Here is a 23,343-nt window from a genome sequence, read left to right as displayed (position 1 = left end):
CCATCGTTCTATTGTTTGCTGTACTGCGGGTCAATTGTCCGAAGGTGCATGCTGCGCCACGACTCCCCTCGACGCCAGTTCGCGACGCAGCGAATCGGTATCGACGGACGCGAGATCGACTTGGTGCGTGCGGGTGGCCAAAGCTCGGACCTCCACGGACAGATCTGCCACCTGCTTACGCGTCGCGACCTGCCCTGCCTCGTCCTGTTCCGCCACTCGCTCGACCAACCAGGAAGCGAGTGTGGCAGTCACGATGCCCAGCAATGCAATTCCGCCGATCATCAACGCTCCGGCGATCAGGCGCCCGGTTGTAGTGACAGGAGCCATGTCTCCGTAACCGACGGTCGTAACCGTCTCCATCGCCCACCACAACGCCGTCCCGTGCGACGTGATGGCGGCGCCATCAGCGTGCCGCTCGGCGTCGAGCATGGCCAGTGCCGCGACACCGATCAGCAAGGCCGTGGCCCCGGTGGCGTAGACAACCACTCGCCCACGCAAGCTTTGCCCGCTCGAGCGGTGGACTATTGCAAGCAGGGTGACCAACCGAAGGAGGCGCAAGGGACGCAGCATGGGTAACACCACCATCGCCAAATCCAAGAGATGCCTGACGAACCAGCGACCGCGTGCAGGAGCCAACCACAGGCGAACTGCGTAGTCGACAGCAAATACGACCCACGCGGCCCACATGATCCATTCGGTCAGGCGATGCGGGAAGCCAGTCGGTTGCGCCAGGACTTGGTACGCGTACGCCACCAAGAACAGGCAGGCCGCAGCGGTCAAGGGGATGTCGGTGGTGAGCTGCCACCGCTTCGACGTCCACGCAGTGCGGTGGTGCACCGACCTCCTTGATTCGTTCATCCGAGAAGTCTTACACCACTGCTACCGCGTGACCGGCAGAACCAACTCAGATCCGAGTGTGCGTCAAGATGTTGAGCGCCATGGGAACTGCCTCGATCGTGATGGGCAACGGCCCCACCCGATCACCGTCCGCGTAGGCGATGATGCCCTCGGAGACCAACCGCACCTTCCTCGACCGATACGTCTGTACCGCATCCAAGGAGACGTGAGTTCCCTTGTACACCCGCGGAAACAGGCGCACCAGACGCAACCTCGAACCGTGCCCGACGACGGTCAGATCCAGCAACCCATCAGACTTCGACGCGCCCGGAGTGATGAGCATRCCGCCACCGTACGAGCGGCCGTTGCCGACAGCCACGAGCGTCGCGTCCACCGTGATGACCTCGTCGTCGAGTTCGATCCGGTACGGCAGCGGCTTCATCTTCGCCAACTCGGCGAGCATCGCCAAGTTGTAGCGCATCGGTCCCTTGGGCCACGACATCCGATTGGCCCGTTCACTGACCAGCGAATCGAATCCGCTCGCGATGATCGTTCCCGACCAGACGACGGAACCGTCGGCAAGCGTGATCTTCGCCAGGTCGGACTGCTGCACGACGCCGTCGGCGATCACATCGGCGGCTGCCTCGGGATCGCCTGTGGGAATGCCGAACTCACGGGCGTGATCGTTACCGGTGCCCGCCGGGATGAGCCCGATAGGAGTATCGGTCAACGCGGCAGCCTGCAATCCGATGCTGATGGCACCGTCACCGCCGACCACCACCAGCGCGTCGGTACCCTCCTCGATCGCACGACGCGCCAACTTCTTGGCGTCGTCGGCATCGGTTCCGATGATCTCGGTGACGGCAACTCCCCGAGCACGCAGTCGCGCAACACCTTTGCGTCCGGCCGCAGGCGCGTGACCATGTCCCGCCATCGGATTGATCAGGACGGTAACCTTTTCGATCTGACTGCGGGTTTCGGTCACGGAATCAGCTTTCCAGGATTGAGGATGCCGGCAGGGTCAACTGCATTCTTCACTGCGCGAAGGATATTCGCGCCCAATTCGCCGATCTCGTCCTTCATCCACGGGCGATGGTCAGCTCCGACTGCGTGATGATGGGTGATCGTGCCACCGGCGGCGATGATCGCATCGCCAGCGGCAGTTTTCGCCTTGTGCCACTGAGCGATCGGATCCTCGGTCTGCGCGCTGACTACTGTGAAGTACAGCGAAGCACCGGTCTTGTACGTGTGAGAAATGTGGCACATGACGAGCGGCTGAGTCCCCTGCTCGACGAGAGCCTTGGTCAGCGCTTCGGTGACCGAGGAGCGCAGGTTCGCGAGGTTACCCCAGGTGGTTGCTGTCTCGAGGGTTTCACACAGCGCACCGACATCGAGGAGAGCGTCACGCAGATACGGTGCATCGAATCGCCCATGCTCCCAACTGTTTCCGGGCTCCTCACCGAGCGAAGTTCCACCGTGAGCGATGAGAATTGCGTGGGCCTCCGCCATCCGTTCAGCGGTGTGCGAAGCCGTGCCCTCGTAGGTGGTGATCCCGAGGCAACCACCGGTGAAGGCGTTCTCACCGATCTTGTCGGTGGTCGCCAGATTCACGCCACTCTCGGCCTCGTCGGACAACCGCAGGACGGTCGGAGCCGATCCTTCCTGAACCAGCTCACGCAATGCGGCTGCGCCGGTAGCGAAGTCGGGGAAGCTCCATCCCTCGCGCACGGTGGTTTCGGGCAGGCGGTGAACCCTTACACGCACGTGCGTGATGACGCCGAACGTGCCCTCGGAGCCGACAAAAAGCTCACCCAGATCGGGGCCTGCAGCGGATGCCGGCGCACGCCCGGTCTCGATCACGCCACTCGGGGTGACAACGGTGAGGCCCTGAACCATGTCCTCGAAGCGCCCGTATCCAGCCGACGCCTGCCCCGAAGAACGGGTGGCGGCGAACCCGCCCAGAGTGGCGAACAGGAAGCTCTGCGGGAAGTGCCCCACCGAGAAGCCGTGCTCACGCAGAAGCTCCTCGGCGCGTGGACCGGTGGTTCCGCCGCCGAACGTCGCGATACCCGATTCCTCGTCCAACCCGACGAGCTGATCGAACCTGCGCAGATCGAGAGATAGAACTGCGTCGAACCCGTCACGAATGGGATCGAGCCCGCCGACGACGCTGGTGCCACCACCGAACGGGACCACTGCGATCCGGTTGGCAGAGCAGTATCGGAGAACCTGCTCGACCTCTGCGTCTGTCCCTGGAGTGACGACTGCGTCCGGTGCGTCCTGCGGCTCGGCGCTACGACGACGAAGCAGATCCGGGGTGCTCTTGCCACCGGCCCGAAGGATTCGATCCGAATCCTCGGTGCTGACGTACTCGGCCCCGACCAGCCCAGCCAGCGCCTCGACGTGCGACTGAGCCAGGCCGGACGGAGTCACCTGAACGTCTTCGATGGCGAGGCGCGAGCGAGTCGGTGCGGAGACACCGAGAAATCCGGTCAACAATGATGTGACTGCGTCCGACAGTTCACGCTTCTTGGCCGGATCGCCCCAGGCGTCCCACTGCATCGGCGGTTGCAAGGCAGACTTTTCGGTGCTCATAGACACTAGTGTTACATATTTGTGTGATGTGTAAACATCCCGGTTGATCGAGCTGTCGATCAACCCATCGTCTTGGATCCGTCGATGGCTTCACGAAGCATGTCTGCGTGGCCCGCATGCTGGGCCGTCTCGGCGATGATGTGCAGCAATGCGCGCCGCGCTGACCAGCGAGCGCCGGCTTCGAACCACGGAGCGCTCGGAAGTGGATGAGAGATGTCGAGGCTGTCCAGCGAGGCCACCAACTGGTCGGTCCTGGCCGCGATCCCTTCGTACTCGGAAACGATGCTTGCCAAGGTTTCACCCTCGACCATGGCAAATTCGTTCGCCCGTTCCTGTTGCATCTCTTCCGACCACTGGGTCGGGTCGAAGTCCCCGCCAAGTCCGGCCGGCCCTTCCAGAATGAAGTCGACCCAACCCTTCTCCGCCTGACCCACATGCTTGATCAATCCGCCTAGGCACAGTTCGCTCACGGTCGGCCTCGAAGCAGCCTGCTCGTCGGTGAGGTCCTTGACCGTGAAGAGAAGGAATTCACGATGTTGACGCAGGCTCTGGAGGAGATCCGCGCGCTCGCCGGTGACGGTGGTGATCGGTGCGTTCATGATGTTTTCCTTCGCTAGTGGGTTCGTGCCCTGTGAGAACTACGTTAGAAGTTATTGCGGACAGAAACGGTCCTTAATAGAAAACGATCAAGAAAAAACTCCCGGCACCCACCGATGAAGGTGGATGCCGGGAGTTCGAGCCAGCTAGGACCAGATCAGACTGTGCGAGCCAAACGATCGGCCAGCAGACGCGTGAAGTGCGCCGGGTCGCTCAACTCGCCGCCCTCGGCAAGCAACGCCATGCCGTAGAGCAACTGAGCCGTCTCAGTCAGGTTCTCCGCATTGTCGTTGGCGGCCTGCGCCTCCCGAAGACCCGAGACAAGCGGGTGCTCCGGGTTGAGCTCGAGGATGCGCTTGCTGTGCGGAACAGGCTGACCCGAAGCCTTGTACATCTTCTCGAGCGTCGGAGACATGCTGAACGCGTCGCCGACGATGCAGGCAGCCGACGTGGTCAGGCGCGTCGAGAGACGCGTTTCCTTGATGTCGTCGGACAGGGTTTCGGTCAGCCACGTCAGCAGCTCGCCGAATTCCTTCTCCTTCTCTTCGCGCTCGGCCTCGGCCGCCTTCTTCTCGTCCTCGGTGTCCAGGTCGACCTCGCCCTTGGCGATCGACTGGAAGGTCTTGCCGTCGAAGTCCGAGACAGCGTCGACCCACATCTCGTCCACCGGGTCGGTGAGAACCAGAACCTCGAGGCCCTTGGCCTTGAAAGCCTCCATGTGCGGGGAGCTTTCGATGAGGTGACGGGATTCGCCCGTCATGAAGTAGATCTGTTCCTGGCCGTCCTTCATGCGCTCCACGTACTCGGCGAGAGTGGTCACGCCCTCTTCGCTGTTGGTCGAGGCAAACGAAGAGATGTCGAGCAGCGTCTTGCGGTTGTCGGCATCGGCCATCAGGCCTTCCTTGAGCGCGCGTCCGAACTCGGTCCAGAAGGTCGAGTACTTCTCGGGCTCGTTCGCCTTCATGTCCTTGATGGTCGAGAGGACCTTCTTGGTCAGACGACGACGGATGGCAGCGATCTGCCGGTCCTGCTGCAGAATTTCACGAGAGACGTTGAGCGAGAGGTCTTGTGCGTCGACCACACCCTTGACGAAGCGCAGGTAATCGGGCACCAACTCTTCGCAGTCGTCCATGATGAAGACGCGCTTGACATAGAGGTGGATGCCGGCCTTGCGCTCACGCATGAACAGATCGAACGGCGCCGTCGACGGAATGAACAGCAGCGCTTGGTATTCGAAAGTACCTTCGGCCTTCATCGGGATGACCTCGAGAGGCTCGTCCCAGGCGTGGCTGACGTGCTTGTAGAACTCCTTGTACTCGTCCTCGGACACCTCGTCCTTGGAGCGAGTCCACAGTGCCTTCATCGAGTTGATCGTCTCGGTCTCGATGGTGACCTCGGGCTCTTCGCCCTCGGCCGGCGTCGACGTACGAGCGACATCCATGCGGATGGGCCACGCGATGAAGTCAGAGTACTTCTTGACCAGTTCCTTGATCTTCCATTCCGACGTGTAGTCGTGCAGGCCGTTCTCGGAATCCTCGGGCATCAGGTGCAGGGTCACGGAGCTGCCCTGCGGCGCCTCGTTCACATGCTCGAGCGTGTACGTGCCTTCGCCGGTCGACTCCCAGCGCGTCGCGTGATCTTCACCGGCGCGGCGGGTCAGCAGCGTGACCTTGTCCGCCACCATGAACGTGGAGTAGAAGCCGATGCCGAACTGACCGATCAGTTCTTCGGATGCCGCTGCATCCTTGGCTTCCTTGAGCTTACGACGCACCTCGGCGGTGCCGGACTTGGCGAGCGTGCCGATCAGGTCGACGACCTCGTCACGCGACATTCCGATGCCGTTGTCGCGGATGGTCAGGGTGCGTGCCGCCTTGTCGATGTCGATCTCGATATGCAGATCGGAGACGTCGACGTTGAGGTCTTTGTCCTGGTAAGACTCGAGGCGAAGTTTGTCCAGCGCGTCCGAAGCGTTGGAGATCAACTCACGAAGGAAGCTGTCCTTGTTCGTATAGATTGAATGAACCATCAGATCCAGCAGCTGACGTGTTTCTGCTTGGAACTCGAGCTGCTCGGTATGCGCGGTCACTTCGATCCCTTTCTCTTCTCGGACTGATCACAGGGATTTTACTCGACCTCGAATACCGCGGGCCGGCCCCCGCACAGACAAGGGAGGCCACGCGACCTGCGCATGACCTCCCGTTATCTTCACCCACCGATCTACTCGGTGACGTCAACCATCGAATAGTTCGAGACGCCGCCGGCCAGCACCCTGAGGTGATCGTCCGATGCGCCCAAAGTGTGTTCGATGGCCACCAGCCGCGAGACGTAGTGCCCGACCGGATACTCGGCTGTCATACCGATACCACCGTGCATTTGAATTGCTTCCTGACCGATCTGATGCGCGGCACGACCGACAGCCAGCTTCGCTCGCGACGCGATGGTCGGATCGATCACTCCGTCGGCGATGGCCATGGTCGCGTACAGACTCATGCTGCTCGCCAGTTCGAGAGCGACGTACATGTCGGCCGCACGATGCGTCAGCGTCTGGAACTTCGCGAGCGGAACACCGAACTGCTTGCGCTGCTTCAGATAATCCGTCGTCAGTCGGAGCGCCTCGGTCATGATTCCGATGGCCTCGGCACACAGAGCTACCTGCGCCCGGACCTCTGCTTCGACGATCGCCGCCGTGACATCGCCGCCCTCACCAAGTTGTTCGGCCGCGGCATCGGTGAACGTGAACTGCGCGCCGCGACGGCCGTCGTGGGTGGCGTACGTGCTCCGTGTGACACCCGAGCCTTCCGCATCCACCAGGAAGAGCCCGGTGCCGCCGCCTGGAAGTGTGGCACTGACGATCACGACGTGCGCGCTGTCGCCCTGCAGAACCGGGTTCTTGACGCCGGTGATCGTCCACCCCGATCCCTCCTGCGATGCAGTGGTCGTGACAGTGGCGACCGGCCAGCGCGTGCCAGGTTCCGTATGGGCAAAGGCCGACAAAGTGGTCCCGTCGCTGAGCGCCGGCAGGAGTCGCGCCCGCTGATCTGCCGAACCGATCGCAGCAATCAACCCACCGGAGATCAGAACACCACCCAAATACGGCTCGGGTGCAAGCGCGCGGCCCAGTTCGGTCATCACCACCATGGTCTCGACCGGCCCAGCGCCCATCCCGCCATCGGCCTCCGCGAATGGCAGGCCGAGCAGCCCGAGCTCGGCGAACTGCTTCCACACCGAGGCATTCCATCCCTCGTCAGTGGCCGAGGTGGCGTTGCGCTTCTCCGCGTCGTAGCTGCGGCTGAGTAATTCGCGCGTTGTGTCGCGAAGCATCGTCTGTTCGTCGTCGAGTTCGAAATTCATGTCAGATGCTCACAATCCGAGGATCGAGGAGGCAATGATGGAGCGCTGCACCTCACTTGATCCGCTGTAGATGGAAACCTTCCGGTAGTTCAAGTAGCGCGGCGCCGCCTGCTGCGCCCACTCCGGCGAGTCGATGTCGGCGATATCTACCGGCAGAGAGTCCGGTCCGGCGACATCCATCAGCAATTCCGTTGCTGCCTGCTGCAATTCGGAGCCACGGAGCTTGAGCAGTGAGGATGCCGGATTCGGCTTTCCGTCTGCCGAACTCGCCACAACTCGCAGTTGAGTCAGATCCAGTGCAAGCAATTCGTTTTCCAACTCGGCCAACCGAGCCGCGAACAACGGATCCTCGAGGAGGGTGCCGGTTCCGACGCGAACCTCCCGCGCCTTCTCTTTTGCCGTGGCGACAAGGGTTTTGGAGAACCCGACCCGTGTGACCCCCGTGCGTTCGTTACCGAGCAGGAACTTGGCGTAGTCCCAGCCCTTGTTCTCCTCGCCGACAAGATTTTCCGCAGGAACACGGACGTTGTCGAAGAACACCTCGTTGACCTCGACGCTGCCGTCGATCAGTTTGATGGGACGAATCGTGATGCCGGGAGTCGCCAAATCGATGAGCAGGAACGAAATTCCTGCCTGACGCTTCTGGGCACTGGCATCTGTCCGAACCAGACAGAAGATCCACTCGGCGTGCTGCGCGAGAGTAGTCCACGTCTTCTGACCGTTGACGATGTAATCCGCGCCGTCACGGACAGCAGCCGTCTTGAGTGAAGCGAGATCCGAACCGGCTTCTGGTTCCGAAAAACCTTGGCACCACCAGATATCGGCGTTAGCCGTCGCCGGGAGAAACTTCTCCTTCTGCTCCTGCGAGCCGAAGGCCGCGATAACGGGCCCAACCATGCTCACGTTGAACGGCAACGGGTTGGGTACCGACGCCAACTGCATTTCCTCGGAATAGATGTGGCGCTGAACCGGAGTCCAGTCCTTGCCACCCCATTCGACCGGCCAGTGCGGAACCGCCAGTCCGTGTGCGTTCAGAATCTGTTGGCCCGCAACGATGTCTTCACGCGTCAGCTTTCCGAATCCCGCTGCACGTGCACGAAGTTCGGGCGAGAATTCGGTGGTGAAGAACTTTCGCATCTCCTCGCGGAACGCAACTTCCTCAGCGGTCAATTCGAGATTCATATGGAGTCTGCTTTCTTCTGGCAGGATTTCAGAACAAGATTCGTGCGACGGTCTGCGCAACAACGGCTGGCTTGTCCACGCCTTCGATCTCGACGGTGTTGGTGATCTGACTCTGCAGCGAACCGTTCGGCAACTCTTCGATCGCAGAGAGCACTGCAGTGTTTCGAACCTTGGCTCCAACCGGCACTGGACTCGGGAATCGAACCTTGTCGGACCCGTAGTTGATGACCATCTTCGCCCCGTCGATGCGGTACACGGACTTCGACAGAAGCGGCAGGAGCGAGAGAGTCAGATACCCGTGGGCAATCGGACCGCCGAAAGGTGATTCACGCTTTGCCCTTTCGTCGTCGACGTGAATCCACTGATGGTCACCGGTCGCGTCGGCAAATTGATGGACCATCTCGCGGGTGACCTCGACCCACTCGCTCGAGCCCAGCGTTTCACCGACCGCCCCCAGGAGATCGGCCTTGTTCTCGAACACCCGCGTCATCTGATCCTCCACGTTCCCGAACACTGTTAGGTTAATTGGATAATAAACTCACGGTGTAAGGTTGTCCAGTACTTTCACACGAAAGGGTGTGCGATGGCGCGACCGCGGATTCCACTACTGAGCAAGCCGATCATCAGGGACACCGCCCTGAAATTGGTCGACGAGCACGGTTTGACCGACTTCTCGATGCGCAAACTCGCCACCGTTCTCGGCGTGCAAGCACCATCGCTGTACAGCCATTACGCCAACAAGGACGAGCTACTCGACGACGTCGCGAACGTCATCATGGAGTCCGTCGACGTGAGCGGCTTCGACTCTGACGATTGGCGCGGTGCGCTTCGCACGTGGGCGCGGTCCTACCACGCCGCCCTGGGCAAGCATCCCAATATCGTTCCCTACTTGGCCTACGGTCCGAGCGTCAGGCCCATCGCCCTTGACCGCGCCAACGCCATCCACGGCGGCCTGGTGCGGGCCGGATGGCCGCAGCGCACGGCAACGCTGATCGGCGCTTCCGTCAAGTACGTGGTCATGGGTGCTGCGACAGCGACGTTCTCCGGCGGATTCGTAGACGATCCGGCGATCTACGCCGAGCGTTACCCGCACCTCACGCGAGCACATCTGTTGCGCGAGCGTGCTACGGAAATCGACGGCGCCAGTTTCGAACTCGCGCTGGAATCCCTGCTGGACGGGCTGGAAGCCAAATATGCACTGCTGCAGACCACTTCAGAGTTATCCCTTGAAAACTGAGGGTTGCTACTTTCGGTCAAGCACGCCGAGCATCGCAACAAAGGCCGCCTGACGATCCCCGAGAGCGGCAAAGAATTCCCGATCCGATGCTTCGACCGCACGATTTGCCTTGCCTGCCAGGGCCGCACCCGCCTGGGTCACCACCACCGAGCGTGCCCGAGCGTCCGTCGGGTGTGGACGTCGTTCGACCAATTTCTTGGATTCGAGGGTCCGTATCACCTGTGACGTCATCATCGGATCAGTGCGCGCATACTCGGCAAGATCGCGTTGAGTTATCGGTGTTTCCGCGTCCAGCCACGTCAGTGCGGCGAGCAGAACGAACTGCACGTGAGTCAGGTCGAAAGGCCGCAGCGCCGCGCGAATCGAGGCCTGCCAAGCATTGGTGACACGCCACAACATCAGACCCGGACTGTCGCCAGCATCCTCGAAGTCGGTTTCCAGTTTCTTCGCCACAGCGTCAGTGTGTCATCTCGTTGTCGAGCGCAGAATCTCGACGTCGTTGCCATCCAACGGAATCAAGCCTCGGCGGAGCTGATACCCCCAGTTCGGTGTCGAGGTCAATGCCAAACGACTCCGAACTGCCTCGAGAGGAACGGGCGTGAATTCCTCGTATCGCACTCGACGCCGAAACGGCTTGAAGCACCCTTCGTCCGCCTGCCAGATCTCACCCTCTTCGATCACACCGAGGGCTGTGAACTCGCGCAACGGATCTCGATCACCAAGGGACTCGACCGGCGAATAGTAGACAAGCACATCGCCCGCCTTCATCCGCGCCAATCCGGACCTCTTCCCGTGCCCGATCTGTGCGATTCCGAGATCCACTGCGCGACGCACATGTTCGGCCGAGACAACCCCTAACCAGGCGTTCATCGCCGACCACCTGGCGAACCGATCGCAAGTTCAATCATGAATTTAGTATGCGCGCTTATTACCTTCCTCGCAACAGATCAACTCTTGAACGTGTTCAACTTCAGGTACGCTGAACTTGAACACGTTCAAAGAAGGGGAGCCCATGAGCAGTCGCGGGATCGAAACCAGGGAAAAGCTGGTAGAAACAGCTTTGCGGCTCTTCCGCGACGAAGGCTTCGCAGCGACGACCATGCGCAAGATCGCGACTGAGGCAGGTGTCTCCCTCGGGAATGCCTACTACTACTTCGCCAGCAAAGACGAACTGGTTCACGAGCTGTATCTCGTCATCCAACGTGATCACCGAGAGCGTGCGCTCCCACTCCTACGCAAAGGTGGCTCACTCGCGGAAAATCTCGCGATCGTTCTGCACACCGGACTCGATGTCATGGGGCCCTATCACGGGTTCGGTAGCGCGTTTCTGCACGTTGCCCTACCAACCGCATCGCCGTCCAGCCCGTTCTCGGCCGAGTCGAGTGATGCGAGATCGATGGCCGTCGAATTGATGCGCGAAGCACTGGCGGCGTCGAAGCAGAAGACGCCGGCGTCCTTGGAGACCCAGCTCCCAACACTCTTGTGGCTCAGCTATCTGGGCGTGACGCTGCACTGGGTCACCGACTCGTCTCCGGGGCAAACTCGTACCCGATCCCTGGTCGACGGCCTGGTCCCGATCATCGCCAAAGCGCTCACCCTCGCGCGGTTACCAGTGGCCCGCGGCCTGGTCGGCGACGTCGCCGCCCTGATGACCAAAGTCGTTTCTCCAGAGCGGAACAAAAAATCATGAAGACTGTCGTTGTATGTGGGGCGTCGGGTTACATAGGGCAATCTCTCCTTCGAGCGCTCGAATCGAACGGGGTCGAGATTCGGACGATCGGCCGCCGAGGAACGAGCGATGCCACCTGGTCCGACGAGCAAGGTGTCGCCGACGTACTCAGCGGCGCGGATCTGCTGGTCAACCTCGCCGGACGCTCTGTGAGCTGCCGATACAACAAGCACAATGCCGACGAAATCTTCTCCTCCCGCATGGAAACGACCGCACTGTTGGGTCGCGCACTGGCCCGTACACCGCAACCACCCTCGCTCTGGGCGAATGCCAGTACCGGCACGATCTACCGAAACGCGCGGGATCGACCGATGGATGAGAAGAACGGAGAGCTGGGTAAGGGATTCTCCGTCGCGGTCGCGCGGGCGTGGGAACACGAATTGTTCTCAGCCCCAACCCCCGTTCGCAAAGTGGCGTTACGAATGTCGATCGTTCTCGGAGCCGGCGGCGGAGCAATCAACCCCTTCGTGAACCTGGCCCGAATCGGTTTCGGCGGAAGAATGGGCGACGGACGACAAATGTTCAGCTGGATACACATTTCCGATGTCGTTCGCTCGGTCATCCACATCTACGAGCATCCGGAGATCTCAGGCCCGGTCAATATCGCATCCCCGTATCCGGTAACCAACACCGACATGATGCGGATGGTACGAGCGAAACTTGGCCGACAATACGGGTTTCCGACGCCGGGCTGGATGCTCGAGTTCGGCGCACGAATCATCCGCACCGAGGCTGAACTGGTGACGAAGAGTCGCTGGGTTTTACCAGGGGTGCTCGCGGACAGCGGCTTCCAGTATCAATTTCCGACGTTGGAGTCTGCGCTGGAACAGATCGCTCAGGAGACCCCGCGAGGGCTGCTTCCGGTCACACTCGGCTGAAGTTCGGTCGCGGTCGCGACCGCTCGCACGATATCCTGCTCGAGCAGATAGTGATTCAGGGCAATCGCAGCCTTCGACCCAGCGGCGGCGGCGGTGATCAACTGTGCAGGCGAGTCCGACACGTTCCCAGCGGCCCATACACCAGGCATGCTGGTACTTCCCGCAGGATCAGTTACCACCCAACCATTTTCGTCAGCTTCACATCCCAGGTCAGTCAGCAAAGCGTCGCGTGGAACAAACCGTGGACCGACAAACACCACACTCCGCGGAACAACCTGACCGGAGGCCAACTCGACGCCGTCCAATCGACCGTCTGCCACCGAGACCCCGGCCACGTCGCCTTCTACGATGCGAATCCCCCTCACAGTCAGCCGCTCCCGCTCGGTGCCGGTCAGCTCGATGCGATTCGGAAAGAAGACAACATCGTCCGACCATTGGCGCACCAACGACGCCTGATGAATGGTGAACGGCCTGTTGTCACCCCCGAGTACACCGATCGGCGTATCACGAACCTCGTACCCGTGGCAGTAGGGACAATGCAAAACGTCGACTCCCCAGCGATCCTGCAGCCCAGCGATGTTCGGCAGCTCGTCACGTAACCCCGTCGCCACCAGAACAGTCCGTGCCTCCAGCGACGCAGTCGCGTCGGTTTGCACAAGAAATCCACCGTCCTCCGTTTGCTCGATTCCGATTGCGGTGCCAGTCGTCATTTCGCCGCCGTACTCGAGAACCTCCTTGCGTCCGGCCGCAAGTAATTGCGTCGGACTCTGCCCGTCCCGCGTCAGGTACCCGTGCAGGTGCTCGGAGACACCATTGCGCGGGTTACCAGCATCGACGATCATCACTCGCCGCCGAGCCCGAGCCAGAACAAGCGCGGCACTCAACCCCGCCGCACCGCCACCGACAATCACCACATCGAACTTCATGCACTCCCCCAGTCCCGCAGTTCGTCCCACCCCAGACGGTGAGCTATTCTGGCAATCTAGCAAATTTGTTTACCAGTTAACAAAACTGAGGAATCGTGAACGAACCAACACTCCGCTCCCGTACGTGCAACCTTTGGGCCGAAAACAATCCTGACCTCGACACGTCGCCCATGGAAGTTGTCGCGCAACTCAAGCGGATCACGGCGCTTCTCGAACTCGCCGTCGAACCGGTGTACCGATCCGCGGACCTCACCGTGTCGGAAGTCGAACTGCTTGTGCCGCTTCGATACGCCGAGGAACCGGTCACCGCGATTCGTCTCGCCGAACGCCTCGGTATGTCTCGGGCCGGAGTCAGCAAGGCACTCGCACGATTGGAGAAGCGAGGCCTTGTCTCCCGCACGAGAAATCCCGAAGACAGGCGATCTGCACTGATCACGATGACGGCTAGGGGAAAGAGTGTCGTCGACGAAGTCTTTCCTCGCGAACTCGCCGCTCACGGTGAATTGTTCACCGAACTCGGACGGGGCCGCGGAAAAATTCTCGCGGCACTCGAGCAGTTGGCGCTATCCATGGAAGGCGGGCTGGATCGAACGCAGGACAAGTAGCTCGCGCTACTTCTGCTCTCCGGTCCGCCCGCCGTACGTCGCAATCTTGTACTCCGTCGCAGCCAAAGACAACGTGAGCTCCTTGATCTGCCGACGAACGGTGTCCCGGTGCTCGAGCAGCATGTCGAGCCTCTCCGGAACTGTCCCTTCACCGGCGACGACCAGTTCGACGTAGTGCTGCAGGTCGCGAATCGCCATGCCTGAGATACGCATGCGGGTCAGAAACACCAGCCTGCGAATAGATTCCGGGCCGTATACACGATGTCCGCTCGAGTCACGATCGACCGTGACCAGGCCGATCTTCTCGTAATAACGCAGGGTATGCGCCGAAACATCCAGAAGGTCTGACACTTCGGCGATCGACATCGGGTCCTGAACATCCCCTGTATCGACGAGTCGATGGATCACCTCGATCGACATGGGCCCGTCCACTTCCCCAAGTGCCTCGAGTGCCTTGCGCATCAAGTCTTCGGTAGCCATGACTCCCAGCCTAGAACGGGCGGACAGGTCCGGCAGCATCCGCGAAATCGGCGCTGCGAGCGAGGTCGGCCCAGACGGATACCTCGGCGAGATTCTTCCGATACGACGCGGATATCCGCTCCACGGCTTCCTTTCCCAGCGGCAGACGCAGTGGCACATTCTCGCTGTGCACCAGCGAGGTGATGATCTCTGCTGCCTTCTCCGGATCACCCTCCTGAACACCGTCTGCCGCCGCCATGTCCCGCAGAACAGGATCGAGCAAATCACGGTAGTCCGAGGATGATTCGGCGAAGCTCAGAACGCCAGGTGTGTTGAATGCTGTACGGAATCGGCTGGGCTCGACGATCATGACCCGGATGCCGAACTGCCCGACCTCACCGGCAAGGGCCTCCGACCAGCCTTCAATCGCGAATTTGGACGCCGAATACGCCCCGACGCCGGGAAACGACATGCGGCCGCCTTGACTGCTCATCTGCACGATCGTTCCGCTGCCCTGCGCTCGCATCGAAGGGAGGACGGCGCGCACCAACGCGGCGGGTCCGATCAGGTGCAGTTCCATGAGATCCCGCAAGGTCGAATCGTCCACCATCTCCGCCGCGCCGACCATCCCGCGACCGGCATTGTTGACCAGCACGTCGACACGACCGAAATGCTCGAGCGCATGTTCGACGACGCTGGGTGCCGCCGCGGTGTCGCGGACGTCGAACGTCACCGCCGAGAACCGATCCGGATGCTCCGACGCGATATCTGCAACGGACTCGGGCCTACGAACTGCCGCGACTACCGCGTCCCCGGTTCGAAGTGCGGACACTGCAAGCTCGCGGCCGAAACCCTGAGAAACTCCAGTGATGATCCAGGTTTTTGTTGTCATGGTCGGCAACGCTAGGGGTTAGAGCGCGCTCCAACGCAAGCCTTTGGTTCTACAGCCGAGCTACACGCCGGCCCAAACCGGTCGCTCGCCGCGAAGGAAACCGTCGACACCGGCTTTGAAGTCGTCACTGCTGTAGATCATGCGCATCAGATCATCGTTGTCGGTGATCGATCGGGTTCTGATGCGGTGCAAGGACTCTCGAATCGTCCACACGGTCATCGGGGCAGCCGCAAGGAGTTCCCGCGATACCTGGGCAGTCAGGCTCGCGAACTCGGTCTCTGTTGCACAGTCGCTGAGGAAGCCCTTCCGCAGAGCCTCGTCGCTCGACATGACCCCCGCCCGAGCGACCAACGACATCAGACGCGAACTGCCGATCCTGTCCGCCAGCAACGCCACGGAATGGACCGACAACGAGTTTCCGAGTGTGCGCGCGATCGGGAGGCAGAAGCGGGACCCGTGCGTCGCGATCCGCACATCGCACGCTGCCGCTAACAACAGCCCGGCTCCCGCGCACACACCGTCGATGACCGCCAGCGTGGGAACCCGCACTTTCTCGAGTTCGGTCAGCACGCCGACGAACCGACTTTCGTAGTCGAGCCCGTCGTGAAAACTCGAGAAGGTCTGAAAATGGCGTATGTCGGAACCCGCCGAGAACGCCTCTCCCCCAGCACCTCGGAGAGTGAGTAACCGGATCTCGCGGTCGGAGTCGGCGCTCCGGCAGGCTCCGGCAATGGCGTCGTACATCTGAGGAGTCAATGCGTTGTGTTTTTCCGGCCGGTTGAACACGACGTCAAGCGTCTCGCCACGACGGATGATCGAGATGTCTTCGTGCGTTTCAGTCATGACTATGACGCTATTGTCGGGTAGGAAAAAAGGAAACACATTGCACTCGAGTATCTTTGCGAACAATCGATGCAAAGTTGCAGATAGTGCGAACCCTGCACCCGATCTGCCACTACTCGATCACGAGAAGCAGATCACTGCCCTCGACTTGCTGGACTTCGCTGATCGCCAGTCGGGCAACCATACCCGCGCACGGGGCGGTGATCGCCGCCTCCATCTTCATCGCTTCGATCGTCGCGACAGTGTCTCCGGCCTCGACGCTCTGCCCCTGCACGACAGTGAGCGTGACCACACCGGCGAACGGTGCCGGTACCTGCCCAGGAATGCTGCGGTCAGCCTTCTCGGCCGCCGGAACAGTATCCGCGATGCTTCTGTCTCGCACCGACACCGGCCGCAATTGACCGTTCAGGATGCACATCACCGTTCGGAATCCGCGCGCATCCGGTTCCGAGATCACTTCGAGTCCGATGATCAGCTCGACGCCCTGCTCGAGCTGAACTCGATGCTCGTCGCCACGGCGCAGACCGTAGAAGAACTGGTTCGCCGACAACCTCGACGTATCTCCGTACTGTTCCTGATGATCGAGAAACTCTTTGGTCGGGCCGGGGAACAGCAACCGATTGAGCGTGGAGCGCACCTTCGAACCATCACCGCTCAACGCTTTAGTGTCATCTTCCGACAGTGGCACTTCAGGTTTCGCCTGTCCACGCCCCTCCAACGCCTTAGTGCGGAACGGCTCCGGCCAGCCGGCCGGCGGTGTACCCAGATCACCGCGCAAGAAGCTGATCACCGATTCCGGTAGATCGAACTTGGCTGGATCCGAGGCGAATTCGTCGGAACTTACGCCTGCGCCCACCAGATGAAGTGCAAGATCACCGACTACCTTGGACGACGGCGTCACCTTCACCAACCGTCCGAGCATCCGATCCGCCGCTGCATAGTTCACTTCGACGTCCTCGAAGCGGTCGCCGAGACCTAAGGCGGCCGCCTGTGTACGGAGATTCGAGAGCTGACCACCCGGAATCTCATGGGTGTAGACGCGGCCAGTGGGTGCGGGCACGCCCGACTCGAACGGTGCGTAGACCTTCCGCAGCGCCTCCCAGTACGGTTCGAGATCGCACACCGACTGAAGGTCGAGACCTGTATCGAACTCCGAATGTGCAGCCGCCGCAACGATCGCCGAGAGTGCAGGCTGGCTGGTGGTCCCCGCCATCGGGGCAGCCGCACCGTCCACTGCATCGGCTCCGGCCTGCCACGCTGCCAGGTACGTAGCCAACTGACCGCCGGGAGTGTCGTGGGTGTGCACGTGGACGGGGAGATCGAAATTGCGACACAATGCAGAGACAAGTGTCGCGGCGGCAGGAGCACGAAGCAGTCCGGCCATGTCCTTGATCGCCAGGACGTGTGCCCCGGCATCGACGATCTGCTCCGCCAACCGCAGGTAGTAGTCCAGTGTGTACAGCGTCTCCGCCGGATCAGACAGATCGCCGGTGTAACTCAGTGCCACCTCCGCAACCGTCGTACCGGTGTCACGTACTGCATCGATCGCCGGCCGCATCTGATCGACGTTGTTGAGAGCGTCGAAGATTCGGAATATGTCGATCCCAGTTCGTGCTGCTTCGCGGACGAACGCGGTGGTCACCTGCACCGGATAGGGCGTGTACCCCACAGTGTTGCGTCCACGCAGAAGCATCTGCAGGCAGATGTTCGGTACGGCCTCTCGCAGTGCCGCCAACCTCTCCCACGGATCTTCCTTCAGGAAACGCAGAGCAACGTCGTAAGTCGCTCCGCCCCATGCCTCGAGCGACAACAGTTCCGGAGTCATACGGGAGACGTGACCGGCCACCGCCAGCAGACCGCTGGTACGAACCCTGGTGGCGAGCAACGACTGATGTGCATCTCGGAAGGTCGTATCAGTGACGGCCACAGCCTTCTGCTCACGCAGGGCCGCGGCAAATCCGGCCGGTCCCAAGTTCATCAGCCGCTGCTTGGAACCATCCTTCGGTGGAGCAGTCACGTCGATCTTCGGCAGCTTGTCGTGCGGGTAGACAGCCGACTTCCGCTCCCCATGTGGGCGATTGACCGTCACATCGGCAAGATACGTGAGGATTCTGGTGCCACGATCGGCAGACGCCCTCGACGTGAGCAGTCCCGGACGCTCCTCTATGAACGACGTCGTCACCTCCCCCGCCCGGAAGTCGGCGTCGTCGAGCACTGCCTGCAGAAAGGGAATGTTGGTGGAAACCCCTCGGATTCGGAATTCGGTGACCGCGCGCCTTGCCCGCGAAATCGCGGTGGGCAGGTCGCGTCCACGGCAGGTCAGCTTCACCAGCATGGAATCGAAATGGGCACCGACCTCTGCCCCGAGGGTAGCCCCGCCATCCAGGCGAACACCCGCACCGCCCGGGGTTCGGTAGGCCGTGATGCGCCCGGTATCCGGACGGAATCCGTTGGACGGATCCTCGGTGGTGATGCGCAGTTGCAGTGCGGCTCCGCGCAGAACAATCGATTCCTGGCGAAGACCCAAGTCGGACAACGATTCACCAGAGGCAATCCGTAGTTGAGCCTGAACCAGGTCGACGTCGGTCACCTCCTCGGTGACGGTGTGCTCCACCTGGATTCGCGGGTTCATCTCGATGAACACGTGATTGCCTCGGGTATCGAGCAAAAACTCGACAGTGCCGGCACACGAATAGTTGATAGCCTTCGCAAACGCCACCGCGTCGGCACAGATCTTCTCCCGCAGTCCGGCTGGAAGGTTCGGAGCGGGCGCAAGTTCCACAACCTTCTGATGGCGTCGTTGCACACTGCAGTCTCGTTCGAAGAGGTGAATGACGTTTCCTTCACCGTCTGCGAGGATCTGCACTTCGATATGGCGTGGGTCGACCACCGCCTGCTCCAGGAATACCGTCGCATCACCGAAGGCTGACTCAGCCTCTCGCGCAGCGGCTTCGATCGATTCTCTCAGTTGGCCCCGCTCCGCAACACGTCGCATCCCCCGTCCGCCGCCTCCGGCGACTGCCTTGACGAAAAGCGGAAACTCCATGGACTCCGACGCGCTTATCAGTGCTTCGATGTCAGTGGACGGTTCGGACGACTCCAGAACGGGAAGCCCTGCTGCCCGCGCAGCCGCGATAGCGCGCGCCTTGTTTCCCGTCAGCTCCAGCACTTCGGCCGACGGGCCGACGAAGGTGATTCCGGCGTCCGCGCATGCTCCCGCCAATTCAGGGTTCTCCGAGAGGAGTCCGTACCCGGGATAGATCGCGTCGGCGCCGGCGTTCTGGGCCGCAGCGATGATCTCGGGCACCGAAAGATATGCACGGACGGGGTGCCCGACCTCCCCGATCTGGTAACTCTCGTCGGCCTTGGTGCGGTGGATCGAGTTTCGATCCTCGTACGGAAACACGGCCACGGTTCCGGCACCCAGTTCGTAGGCCGCGCGGAACGCACGAATGGCGATTTCGCCCCGGTTGGCGACAAGCACTTTGGAGAACATGGAGAAAACCTTCGCTGTCGAGAGTGTCAGTGCGCGAATGAGCATGGCCCGCACGCGAAAGTGCGGGCCATGCGTGGAGAAGCGTCGACGAGGCCAGGAGACGGTGATGCCAGAACCGAACCTCGCCGACGCAGCATTAGTGGGGTGTCATGCCACGATTGTTGAAAGCGTTATGCCACAACGGTCCGCTGCGGCACACCGGAGTACTGACTCAGCGGCCTGATCAGTGCGTTCGACTGCCCCTGCTCGATGATGTGCGCCGTCCATCCGGTGATGCGGCTCATCACGAAGATCGGCGTGAACATCTCGACGTCGAAGCCCATGAGGAAATACGCAGGGCCCGTAGGGAAATCGAGATTCGGCTTGATTCCGGTGGCACTGACCATCGTCTTCTCGAGGATCTCGTACATCTGCACCCACTTTTCGCCGTCAGTGCAAGCAGCGACGTCGACGAGCGCCTGCTTCATGGTCGGCACTCGCGAATCACCGTTCTTGTAGACACGGTGCCCGAATCCCATGACCTTCTCTTTGACAGCCAACTTCTCCGACATCCAGGCTTCTGCGCGGTCGGGGTCGTCGATCTCGAGCATGTCGTGCATGACAGCTTCGTTTGCGCCGCCGTGCAACGGGCCCTTGAGCGTGCCGATCGCAGCCGTCACTGCGCTGTAGATGTCCGAAAGTGTGGACGTCACAACACGAGCGGCGAACGTCGAGGCGTTGAAGGAGTGCTCCGCATACAGGATCAGCGAGACCTCGAAGGCCTTCACGATCGCCGGCTCCGGAACAGCACCGAAGCACATGTTCAAGAAGTTTTCGGCGAAACCCAGGTCCGACTGCGGCGCGATGGGATCCTGGCCGCGCCGGCGGCGGAAATCGGCTGCGACGATGGTCGGAAGCACAGCCGTCATCCGCAGTGCCTTGGCCAGATTGGCCTTCTCCGAGTTGTCGTCCTCCGCCGGATCCTCGGCGCCGAGGTAGCTGATCGCCGTACGGACCACATCCATGGGGTGGCAGTTGTCCGGCATCTTGGTCAGGAGCGAGAGCAGTGATCGATCGGCACGGCGAGCCGCACGCTCACGCAGACAGAGCAATTCGAGCTGCTCGGGTGTCGGCAGTTCGCCGTACCACAGCAGGTGCGCAACTTCTTCGAAGCTACAATTCGCGGCGAGGTCCTGCACTGCGTAACCGCGATACGTCAACGAATTCGTCTCGGGCACTACCTTGGAGATAGCCGTCGTGTCGACGACAACCCCGGCCAAGCCCTTGTAGATCGTCGGAATCTGTTCGGTCATGTCCTACTCCCCTCCACGCTGAAATTGAAAATGCCACTGTCGAATTCGTTGTAACGCTCGTACTCGAGAATCTCGTACAACCTGCTGCGCTGCTGCATCTCGCCGAGCAGTCCTTCTTGCGTGCCCTCCGCAAAAATCTCGCGCAGACCCTTTTCGATAGCGAACATCGCCAGACGAAGGGTGGTCACGGGGTAGATGACGGCGTTGAAACCGATCTCTTCCAATGTCTTCGCCGAAATGAGGTTCGACTTTCCGAACTCGGTCATGTTGGCGAGCAACGGAGTGTCGACTGCTGCGCGGAACTTCTCGAAGTCGGCCTCGGTGGCAAGAGCCTCTGTGAAGATCAAATCAGCGCCGGCATCCGCGTAGGCCTTTGCTCGCTCGATCGCTGCGTCGATACCGTCGATTCCGGCAGCATCGGTGCGCGCGCAGATGACGAAGTTCGGGTCACGACGTGCCGAGACTGCAGCACGAACTCGGCGAACCATGTCTTGGGTAGGCACGATCGCTTTGCCGTCGAGGTGCCCACAGCGCTTGGGGTTGATCTGATCCTCCAGGTGCAGACCGGCTATACCGTCGTCCTCGAAGACCGTGACCGTGCGGGCAGCACTCATGGGTTCACCGAAACCGGTGTCGGCATCGATCAGCGTCGGGAGGTAGGTGACCCGCGCGATCTGCTTGCTGTGGGCGGCGACCTCGGTCAACGTGGTCAGCCCGATGTCGGGAAGCGCCAATCCGGCGGAATACGCACCACCCGAAACGTAGACACCTTCGAACCCGATTTCCTGAATGAGCTTGGCTGTCAACGGATTGATCGCACCGGGGAGTCGTTGAATCTTTCCGGACGTCAGCCCGGCCCGGAAGGCAATCCGCTTGTCGGCTGCAGACGTCGATGCGGCAATGAGGCCCGTCATCAGAAGAGTCCCTTGGCGACCTTGGGGGCCCGAGCGAGAACGTCTTCGGAAACGGTGAAGGTCAGCTGATCGAGTTCGCCTGCCTTCAAATCGGCGGTGCGCTGAGCCGCGTCGAGGAAGCGGTCCTGTTCGCTCGGCTCGATGACGCCCTCGGCGAGGGTGCGGAACTTCGCGACGTACTGATCGCGAGCGAACGGACGTGCGCCGAGCGGGTGTGCATCGGCCACCGCAAGCTCGTCGACGATGACCTCGCCGCTCTTCAAGGTGATCTCGGCGCGAGCACCGAAAGCCTTCTCGTCCGGGTCCGTCGAGTGGTAACGGCGTGTCCATTCGGGATCTTCGCGCGTGGAGATCTTGTTCCACAGCTCGATCGTGTCGGGGCGCTGTGCACGCTCGGGCGCGTAGGAATGCTCGTGGTGCCACGTACCGTCCTGCAGCGCAACGGCAAAGATGTACATCACCGAGTGATCGAGAGTTTCGCGTGATGCGGTGGGGTCGAACTTCTGCGGATCGCCGGAACCGGTGCCGATGACGACGTGGGTGTGGTGACTGGTATGCAAGACGATCGAGGCGATCTGGTCGAGATCGCCGACGCGAGAACGCATCCGGCGTGCGAGGTCGATCGGCGCCTGGCTCTGGTACTCCGCGGAGTGTTCCTTCGTGTACGAGTCGAGGATGGCGCGCTTCGCCTCACCAGAACCCGGAAGCGGAACGTGGTACTCCTTGTCCGGGCCACCGAGCAGCCAGGCGATCACGCCGTCTTCGCCTTCCCAGATCGGTGACGGCGCACCTTCACCGCGCATCGCACGGTCGACTGCCTCGACGGCAACCTTGCCGGCCAGCGCCGGCGCGTAGGCCTTCCAGCTGGAGATCTCGCCCTTGCGGGACTGCCGTGTAGCCGTCGTGAGGTGCAGCGCCTGACCGATTGCCTGGTAGACCGTCTCGGTGCCCAGGCCGAGCAAGGTTCCGATACCTGCCGCGGCCGAAGGGCCGAGGTGTGCGACGTGATCGATCTTGTGCTCGTGCAGGCAGATAGCCCGAACCAGGTCGATCTGGATCTCGTAGCCAGTCGCCAGACCACGAATCAGGTCTTTGCCGTCACGCCCGGCGTGCTGAGCGACGGCAAGGATCGGCGGGATGTTGTCACCGGGGTGCGAGTACTCGGCGGCCAGGAACGTGTCGTGGAAATCGAGTTCACGAACCGCTACGCCGTTTGCCCATGCGGCCCATTCAGGCGAGAAGGTACCCGAGATACCGAACACGGTGGAACCGGGTGTGTACGGATGAGACTGCGCCTGCGCACGCGCATTCACTACGGGGCGGCGCACCAGGGAAGCTGCGGCAACTGCCGCGTTGTCGATGATCCGGTTGACGATCATGTCGGACGTGGCGTCGGTGACCTCGACGGAATCCGTCGCAACTTCCGCGATCTTCCACGCGAGGTGGTCTTCCTTGGGGAACTCTTCGGCAGAGCGGTGGGTGCGTACGAGATGCGTCTTCATCGATCCTC

22 protein-coding genes are annotated in these 23,343 nt (G+C 61.4%); 4 read left to right on the top strand and 18 right to left on the bottom strand.

Going from position 1 to position 23,343, the window contains the following annotated elements; all coding sequences use genetic code 11:
• Window positions 1-30: 30 nt before the first annotated feature.
• The 8 genes from AC1DWA_RS00720 to AC1DWA_RS00685 form a co-directional block, all read right to left on the bottom strand.
• On the bottom strand, window positions 31-858 hold the full coding sequence (locus AC1DWA_RS00720) for a potassium channel family protein (protein WP_477845681.1): 828 nt from the start codon (window positions 856-858) through the stop codon (window positions 31-33).
• A 46-nt stretch (window positions 859-904) separates the two neighbouring features.
• A complete protein-coding gene (locus AC1DWA_RS00715) occupies window positions 905-1,822 on the bottom strand; it encodes a diacylglycerol kinase (protein WP_113682539.1) in 918 nt (305 codons plus the stop codon).
• Window positions 1,819-3,399, bottom strand: coding sequence for an FAD-binding oxidoreductase (locus AC1DWA_RS00710; protein WP_477845712.1), 1,581 nt, complete (start codon window positions 3,397-3,399; stop codon window positions 1,819-1,821). The genes AC1DWA_RS00715 and AC1DWA_RS00710 overlap by 4 nt, the downstream gene beginning before the upstream one ends.
• Window positions 3,400-3,491: 92 nt before the next feature.
• A complete protein-coding gene (locus tag AC1DWA_RS00705; protein ID WP_477845680.1) occupies window positions 3,492-4,031 on the bottom strand; it encodes a DinB family protein in 540 nt (179 codons plus the stop codon).
• 155 nt (window positions 4,032-4,186) lie between these two features.
• Window positions 4,187-6,115, bottom strand: coding sequence for a molecular chaperone HtpG (htpG, locus tag AC1DWA_RS00700; RefSeq protein ID WP_020909088.1), 1,929 nt, complete (start codon window positions 6,113-6,115; stop codon window positions 4,187-4,189).
• 131 nt (window positions 6,116-6,246) lie between these two features.
• On the bottom strand, window positions 6,247-7,380 hold the full coding sequence (locus AC1DWA_RS00695; RefSeq protein WP_477845679.1) for an acyl-CoA dehydrogenase family protein: 1,134 nt from the start codon (window positions 7,378-7,380) through the stop codon (window positions 6,247-6,249).
• 9 nt (window positions 7,381-7,389) lie between these two features.
• On the bottom strand, window positions 7,390-8,562 hold the full coding sequence (locus tag AC1DWA_RS00690; RefSeq protein ID WP_047889682.1) for an acyl-CoA dehydrogenase family protein: 1,173 nt from the start codon (window positions 8,560-8,562) through the stop codon (window positions 7,390-7,392).
• Between the two features lie 28 nt (window positions 8,563-8,590).
• Window positions 8,591-9,052: a MaoC family dehydratase gene (locus tag AC1DWA_RS00685; RefSeq protein ID WP_020909091.1), complete on the bottom strand. Its 462-nt coding sequence runs from the start codon at window positions 9,050-9,052 to the stop codon at window positions 8,591-8,593.
• Between the two features lie 93 nt (window positions 9,053-9,145).
• Here AC1DWA_RS00685 and AC1DWA_RS00680 point away from each other — a divergent pair, with 93 nt between their 5' ends.
• On the top strand, window positions 9,146-9,799 hold the full coding sequence (locus AC1DWA_RS00680; protein WP_019745258.1) for a TetR/AcrR family transcriptional regulator: 654 nt from the start codon (window positions 9,146-9,148) through the stop codon (window positions 9,797-9,799).
• A gap of 6 nt (window positions 9,800-9,805) precedes the next feature.
• On the opposite strand, the gene AC1DWA_RS00675 is transcribed toward AC1DWA_RS00680, so the two are convergent.
• Together AC1DWA_RS00675 and AC1DWA_RS00670 are read right to left on the bottom strand one after the other, a co-directional pair.
• Window positions 9,806-10,252 carry a MarR family winged helix-turn-helix transcriptional regulator gene (locus tag AC1DWA_RS00675; RefSeq protein ID WP_029256224.1) on the bottom strand — a complete coding sequence of 149 codons (447 nt, stop codon included), beginning with the start codon at window positions 10,250-10,252 and terminating at the stop codon, window positions 9,806-9,808.
• Window positions 10,253-10,264: 12 nt separating this feature from the next.
• Complete coding sequence (locus tag AC1DWA_RS00670) at window positions 10,265-10,669, bottom strand: EVE domain-containing protein (RefSeq protein WP_477845678.1); 405 nt, start codon at window positions 10,667-10,669, stop codon at window positions 10,265-10,267.
• 142 nt (window positions 10,670-10,811) lie between these two features.
• Between AC1DWA_RS00670 and AC1DWA_RS00665 the strand changes: the two genes are divergently transcribed.
• A complete protein-coding gene (locus AC1DWA_RS00665) occupies window positions 10,812-11,489 on the top strand; it encodes a TetR/AcrR family transcriptional regulator (protein ID WP_060938002.1) in 678 nt (225 codons plus the stop codon).
• On the top strand, window positions 11,486-12,406 hold the full coding sequence (locus AC1DWA_RS00660; RefSeq protein WP_477845677.1) for a TIGR01777 family oxidoreductase: 921 nt from the start codon (window positions 11,486-11,488) through the stop codon (window positions 12,404-12,406). Before AC1DWA_RS00665 ends, AC1DWA_RS00660 begins: the two co-directional genes overlap by 4 nt.
• Here AC1DWA_RS00660 and AC1DWA_RS00655 read toward each other — a convergent pair.
• On the bottom strand, window positions 12,364-13,332 hold the full coding sequence (locus AC1DWA_RS00655) for an NAD(P)/FAD-dependent oxidoreductase (protein WP_477845676.1): 969 nt from the start codon (window positions 13,330-13,332) through the stop codon (window positions 12,364-12,366). The two genes, AC1DWA_RS00660 and AC1DWA_RS00655, sit on opposite strands and share 43 nt — an antisense overlap.
• A gap of 95 nt (window positions 13,333-13,427) precedes the next feature.
• Here AC1DWA_RS00655 and AC1DWA_RS00650 point away from each other — a divergent pair, with 95 nt between their 5' ends.
• Window positions 13,428-13,937 (top strand): MarR family winged helix-turn-helix transcriptional regulator, encoded by a 510-nt coding sequence (locus AC1DWA_RS00650; protein WP_477845675.1) that lies wholly within the window; start codon window positions 13,428-13,430, stop codon window positions 13,935-13,937.
• A 6-nt stretch (window positions 13,938-13,943) separates the two neighbouring features.
• On the opposite strand, the gene AC1DWA_RS00645 is transcribed toward AC1DWA_RS00650, so the two are convergent.
• The 7 genes from AC1DWA_RS00645 to prpD all read right to left on the bottom strand — a co-directional run bounded on the left by AC1DWA_RS00645 (window position 13,944) and on the right by prpD (window position 23,335).
• Complete coding sequence (locus tag AC1DWA_RS00645; RefSeq protein WP_477845674.1) at window positions 13,944-14,417, bottom strand: MerR family transcriptional regulator; 474 nt, start codon at window positions 14,415-14,417, stop codon at window positions 13,944-13,946.
• Between the two features lie 10 nt (window positions 14,418-14,427).
• Entirely contained in the window at window positions 14,428-15,288 is an 861-nt protein-coding gene (locus AC1DWA_RS00640; RefSeq protein ID WP_029256231.1) for an SDR family NAD(P)-dependent oxidoreductase, read from the bottom strand.
• 60 nt (window positions 15,289-15,348) lie between these two features.
• Window positions 15,349-16,131, bottom strand: coding sequence for an enoyl-CoA hydratase (locus tag AC1DWA_RS00635; protein ID WP_477845673.1), 783 nt, complete (start codon window positions 16,129-16,131; stop codon window positions 15,349-15,351).
• 112 nt (window positions 16,132-16,243) lie between these two features.
• Window positions 16,244-19,627: a pyruvate carboxylase gene (locus AC1DWA_RS00630; RefSeq protein ID WP_477845711.1), complete on the bottom strand. Its 3,384-nt coding sequence runs from the start codon at window positions 19,625-19,627 to the stop codon at window positions 16,244-16,246.
• Between the two features lie 170 nt (window positions 19,628-19,797).
• Window positions 19,798-20,919 (bottom strand): bifunctional 2-methylcitrate synthase/citrate synthase, encoded by a 1,122-nt coding sequence (locus AC1DWA_RS00625; protein WP_021332009.1) that lies wholly within the window; start codon window positions 20,917-20,919, stop codon window positions 19,798-19,800.
• Complete coding sequence (prpB, locus tag AC1DWA_RS00620) at window positions 20,916-21,833, bottom strand: methylisocitrate lyase (protein WP_021332008.1); 918 nt, start codon at window positions 21,831-21,833, stop codon at window positions 20,916-20,918. Before prpB ends, AC1DWA_RS00625 begins: the two co-directional genes overlap by 4 nt.
• Window positions 21,833-23,335, bottom strand: a complete 1,503-nt coding sequence (gene prpD, locus AC1DWA_RS00615; protein ID WP_021332007.1) for a 2-methylcitrate dehydratase PrpD — start codon at window positions 23,333-23,335, stop codon at window positions 21,833-21,835. Before prpD ends, prpB begins: the two co-directional genes overlap by 1 nt.
• Window positions 23,336-23,343 lie beyond the last annotated feature (8 nt).

This window comes from Rhodococcus sp. P4_F3_2, from assembly GCF_056401335.1.
The sequence above is the reverse complement of the archived record's forward strand: the minus strand, read 5'-3'. Positions and strand labels throughout refer to the sequence as shown.

What these genes read in the sequence shown, in the direction of transcription:
- AC1DWA_RS00720 (WP_477845681.1), bottom strand. Translation starts at nt 858, where the DNA reads ATGAACGAATCAAGGAGGTCGGTGCACCACCGCACTGCGTGGACGTCG.
- AC1DWA_RS00645 (WP_477845674.1), bottom strand. Translation starts at nt 14,417, where the DNA reads ATGGCTACCGAAGACTTGATGCGCAAGGCACTCGAGGCACTTGGGGAA.
- AC1DWA_RS00660 (WP_477845677.1), top strand. Translation starts at nt 11,486, where the DNA reads ATGAAGACTGTCGTTGTATGTGGGGCGTCGGGTTACATAGGGCAATCT.
- AC1DWA_RS00655 (WP_477845676.1), bottom strand. Translation starts at nt 13,332, where the DNA reads ATGAAGTTCGATGTGGTGATTGTCGGTGGCGGTGCGGCGGGGTTGAGT.
- AC1DWA_RS00680 (WP_019745258.1), top strand. Translation starts at nt 9,146, where the DNA reads ATGGCGCGACCGCGGATTCCACTACTGAGCAAGCCGATCATCAGGGAC.
- AC1DWA_RS00630 (WP_477845711.1), bottom strand. Translation starts at nt 19,627, where the DNA reads ATGTTCTCCAAAGTGCTTGTCGCCAACCGGGGCGAAATCGCCATTCGT.
- prpD (WP_021332007.1), bottom strand. Translation starts at nt 23,335, where the DNA reads ATGAAGACGCATCTCGTACGCACCCACCGCTCTGCCGAAGAGTTCCCC.
- AC1DWA_RS00695 (WP_477845679.1), bottom strand. Translation starts at nt 7,380, where the DNA reads ATGAATTTCGAACTCGACGACGAACAGACGATGCTTCGCGACACAACG.
- AC1DWA_RS00670 (WP_477845678.1), bottom strand. Translation starts at nt 10,669, where the DNA reads ATGAACGCCTGGTTAGGGGTTGTCTCGGCCGAACATGTGCGTCGCGCA.
- AC1DWA_RS00710 (WP_477845712.1), bottom strand. Translation starts at nt 3,399, where the DNA reads ATGCAGTGGGACGCCTGGGGCGATCCGGCCAAGAAGCGTGAACTGTCG.
- AC1DWA_RS00685 (WP_020909091.1), bottom strand. Translation starts at nt 9,052, where the DNA reads ATGACGCGGGTGTTCGAGAACAAGGCCGATCTCCTGGGGGCGGTCGGT.
- AC1DWA_RS00665 (WP_060938002.1), top strand. Translation starts at nt 10,812, where the DNA reads ATGAGCAGTCGCGGGATCGAAACCAGGGAAAAGCTGGTAGAAACAGCT.
- AC1DWA_RS00705 (WP_477845680.1), bottom strand. Translation starts at nt 4,031, where the DNA reads ATGAACGCACCGATCACCACCGTCACCGGCGAGCGCGCGGATCTCCTC.
- AC1DWA_RS00690 (WP_047889682.1), bottom strand. Translation starts at nt 8,562, where the DNA reads ATGAATCTCGAATTGACCGCTGAGGAAGTTGCGTTCCGCGAGGAGATG.
- AC1DWA_RS00635 (WP_477845673.1), bottom strand. Translation starts at nt 16,131, where the DNA reads ATGACTGAAACGCACGAAGACATCTCGATCATCCGTCGTGGCGAGACG.
- AC1DWA_RS00625 (WP_021332009.1), bottom strand. Translation starts at nt 20,919, where the DNA reads ATGACCGAACAGATTCCGACGATCTACAAGGGCTTGGCCGGGGTTGTC.
- prpB (WP_021332008.1), bottom strand. Translation starts at nt 21,833, where the DNA reads ATGACGGGCCTCATTGCCGCATCGACGTCTGCAGCCGACAAGCGGATT.
- AC1DWA_RS00640 (WP_029256231.1), bottom strand. Translation starts at nt 15,288, where the DNA reads ATGACAACAAAAACCTGGATCATCACTGGAGTTTCTCAGGGTTTCGGC.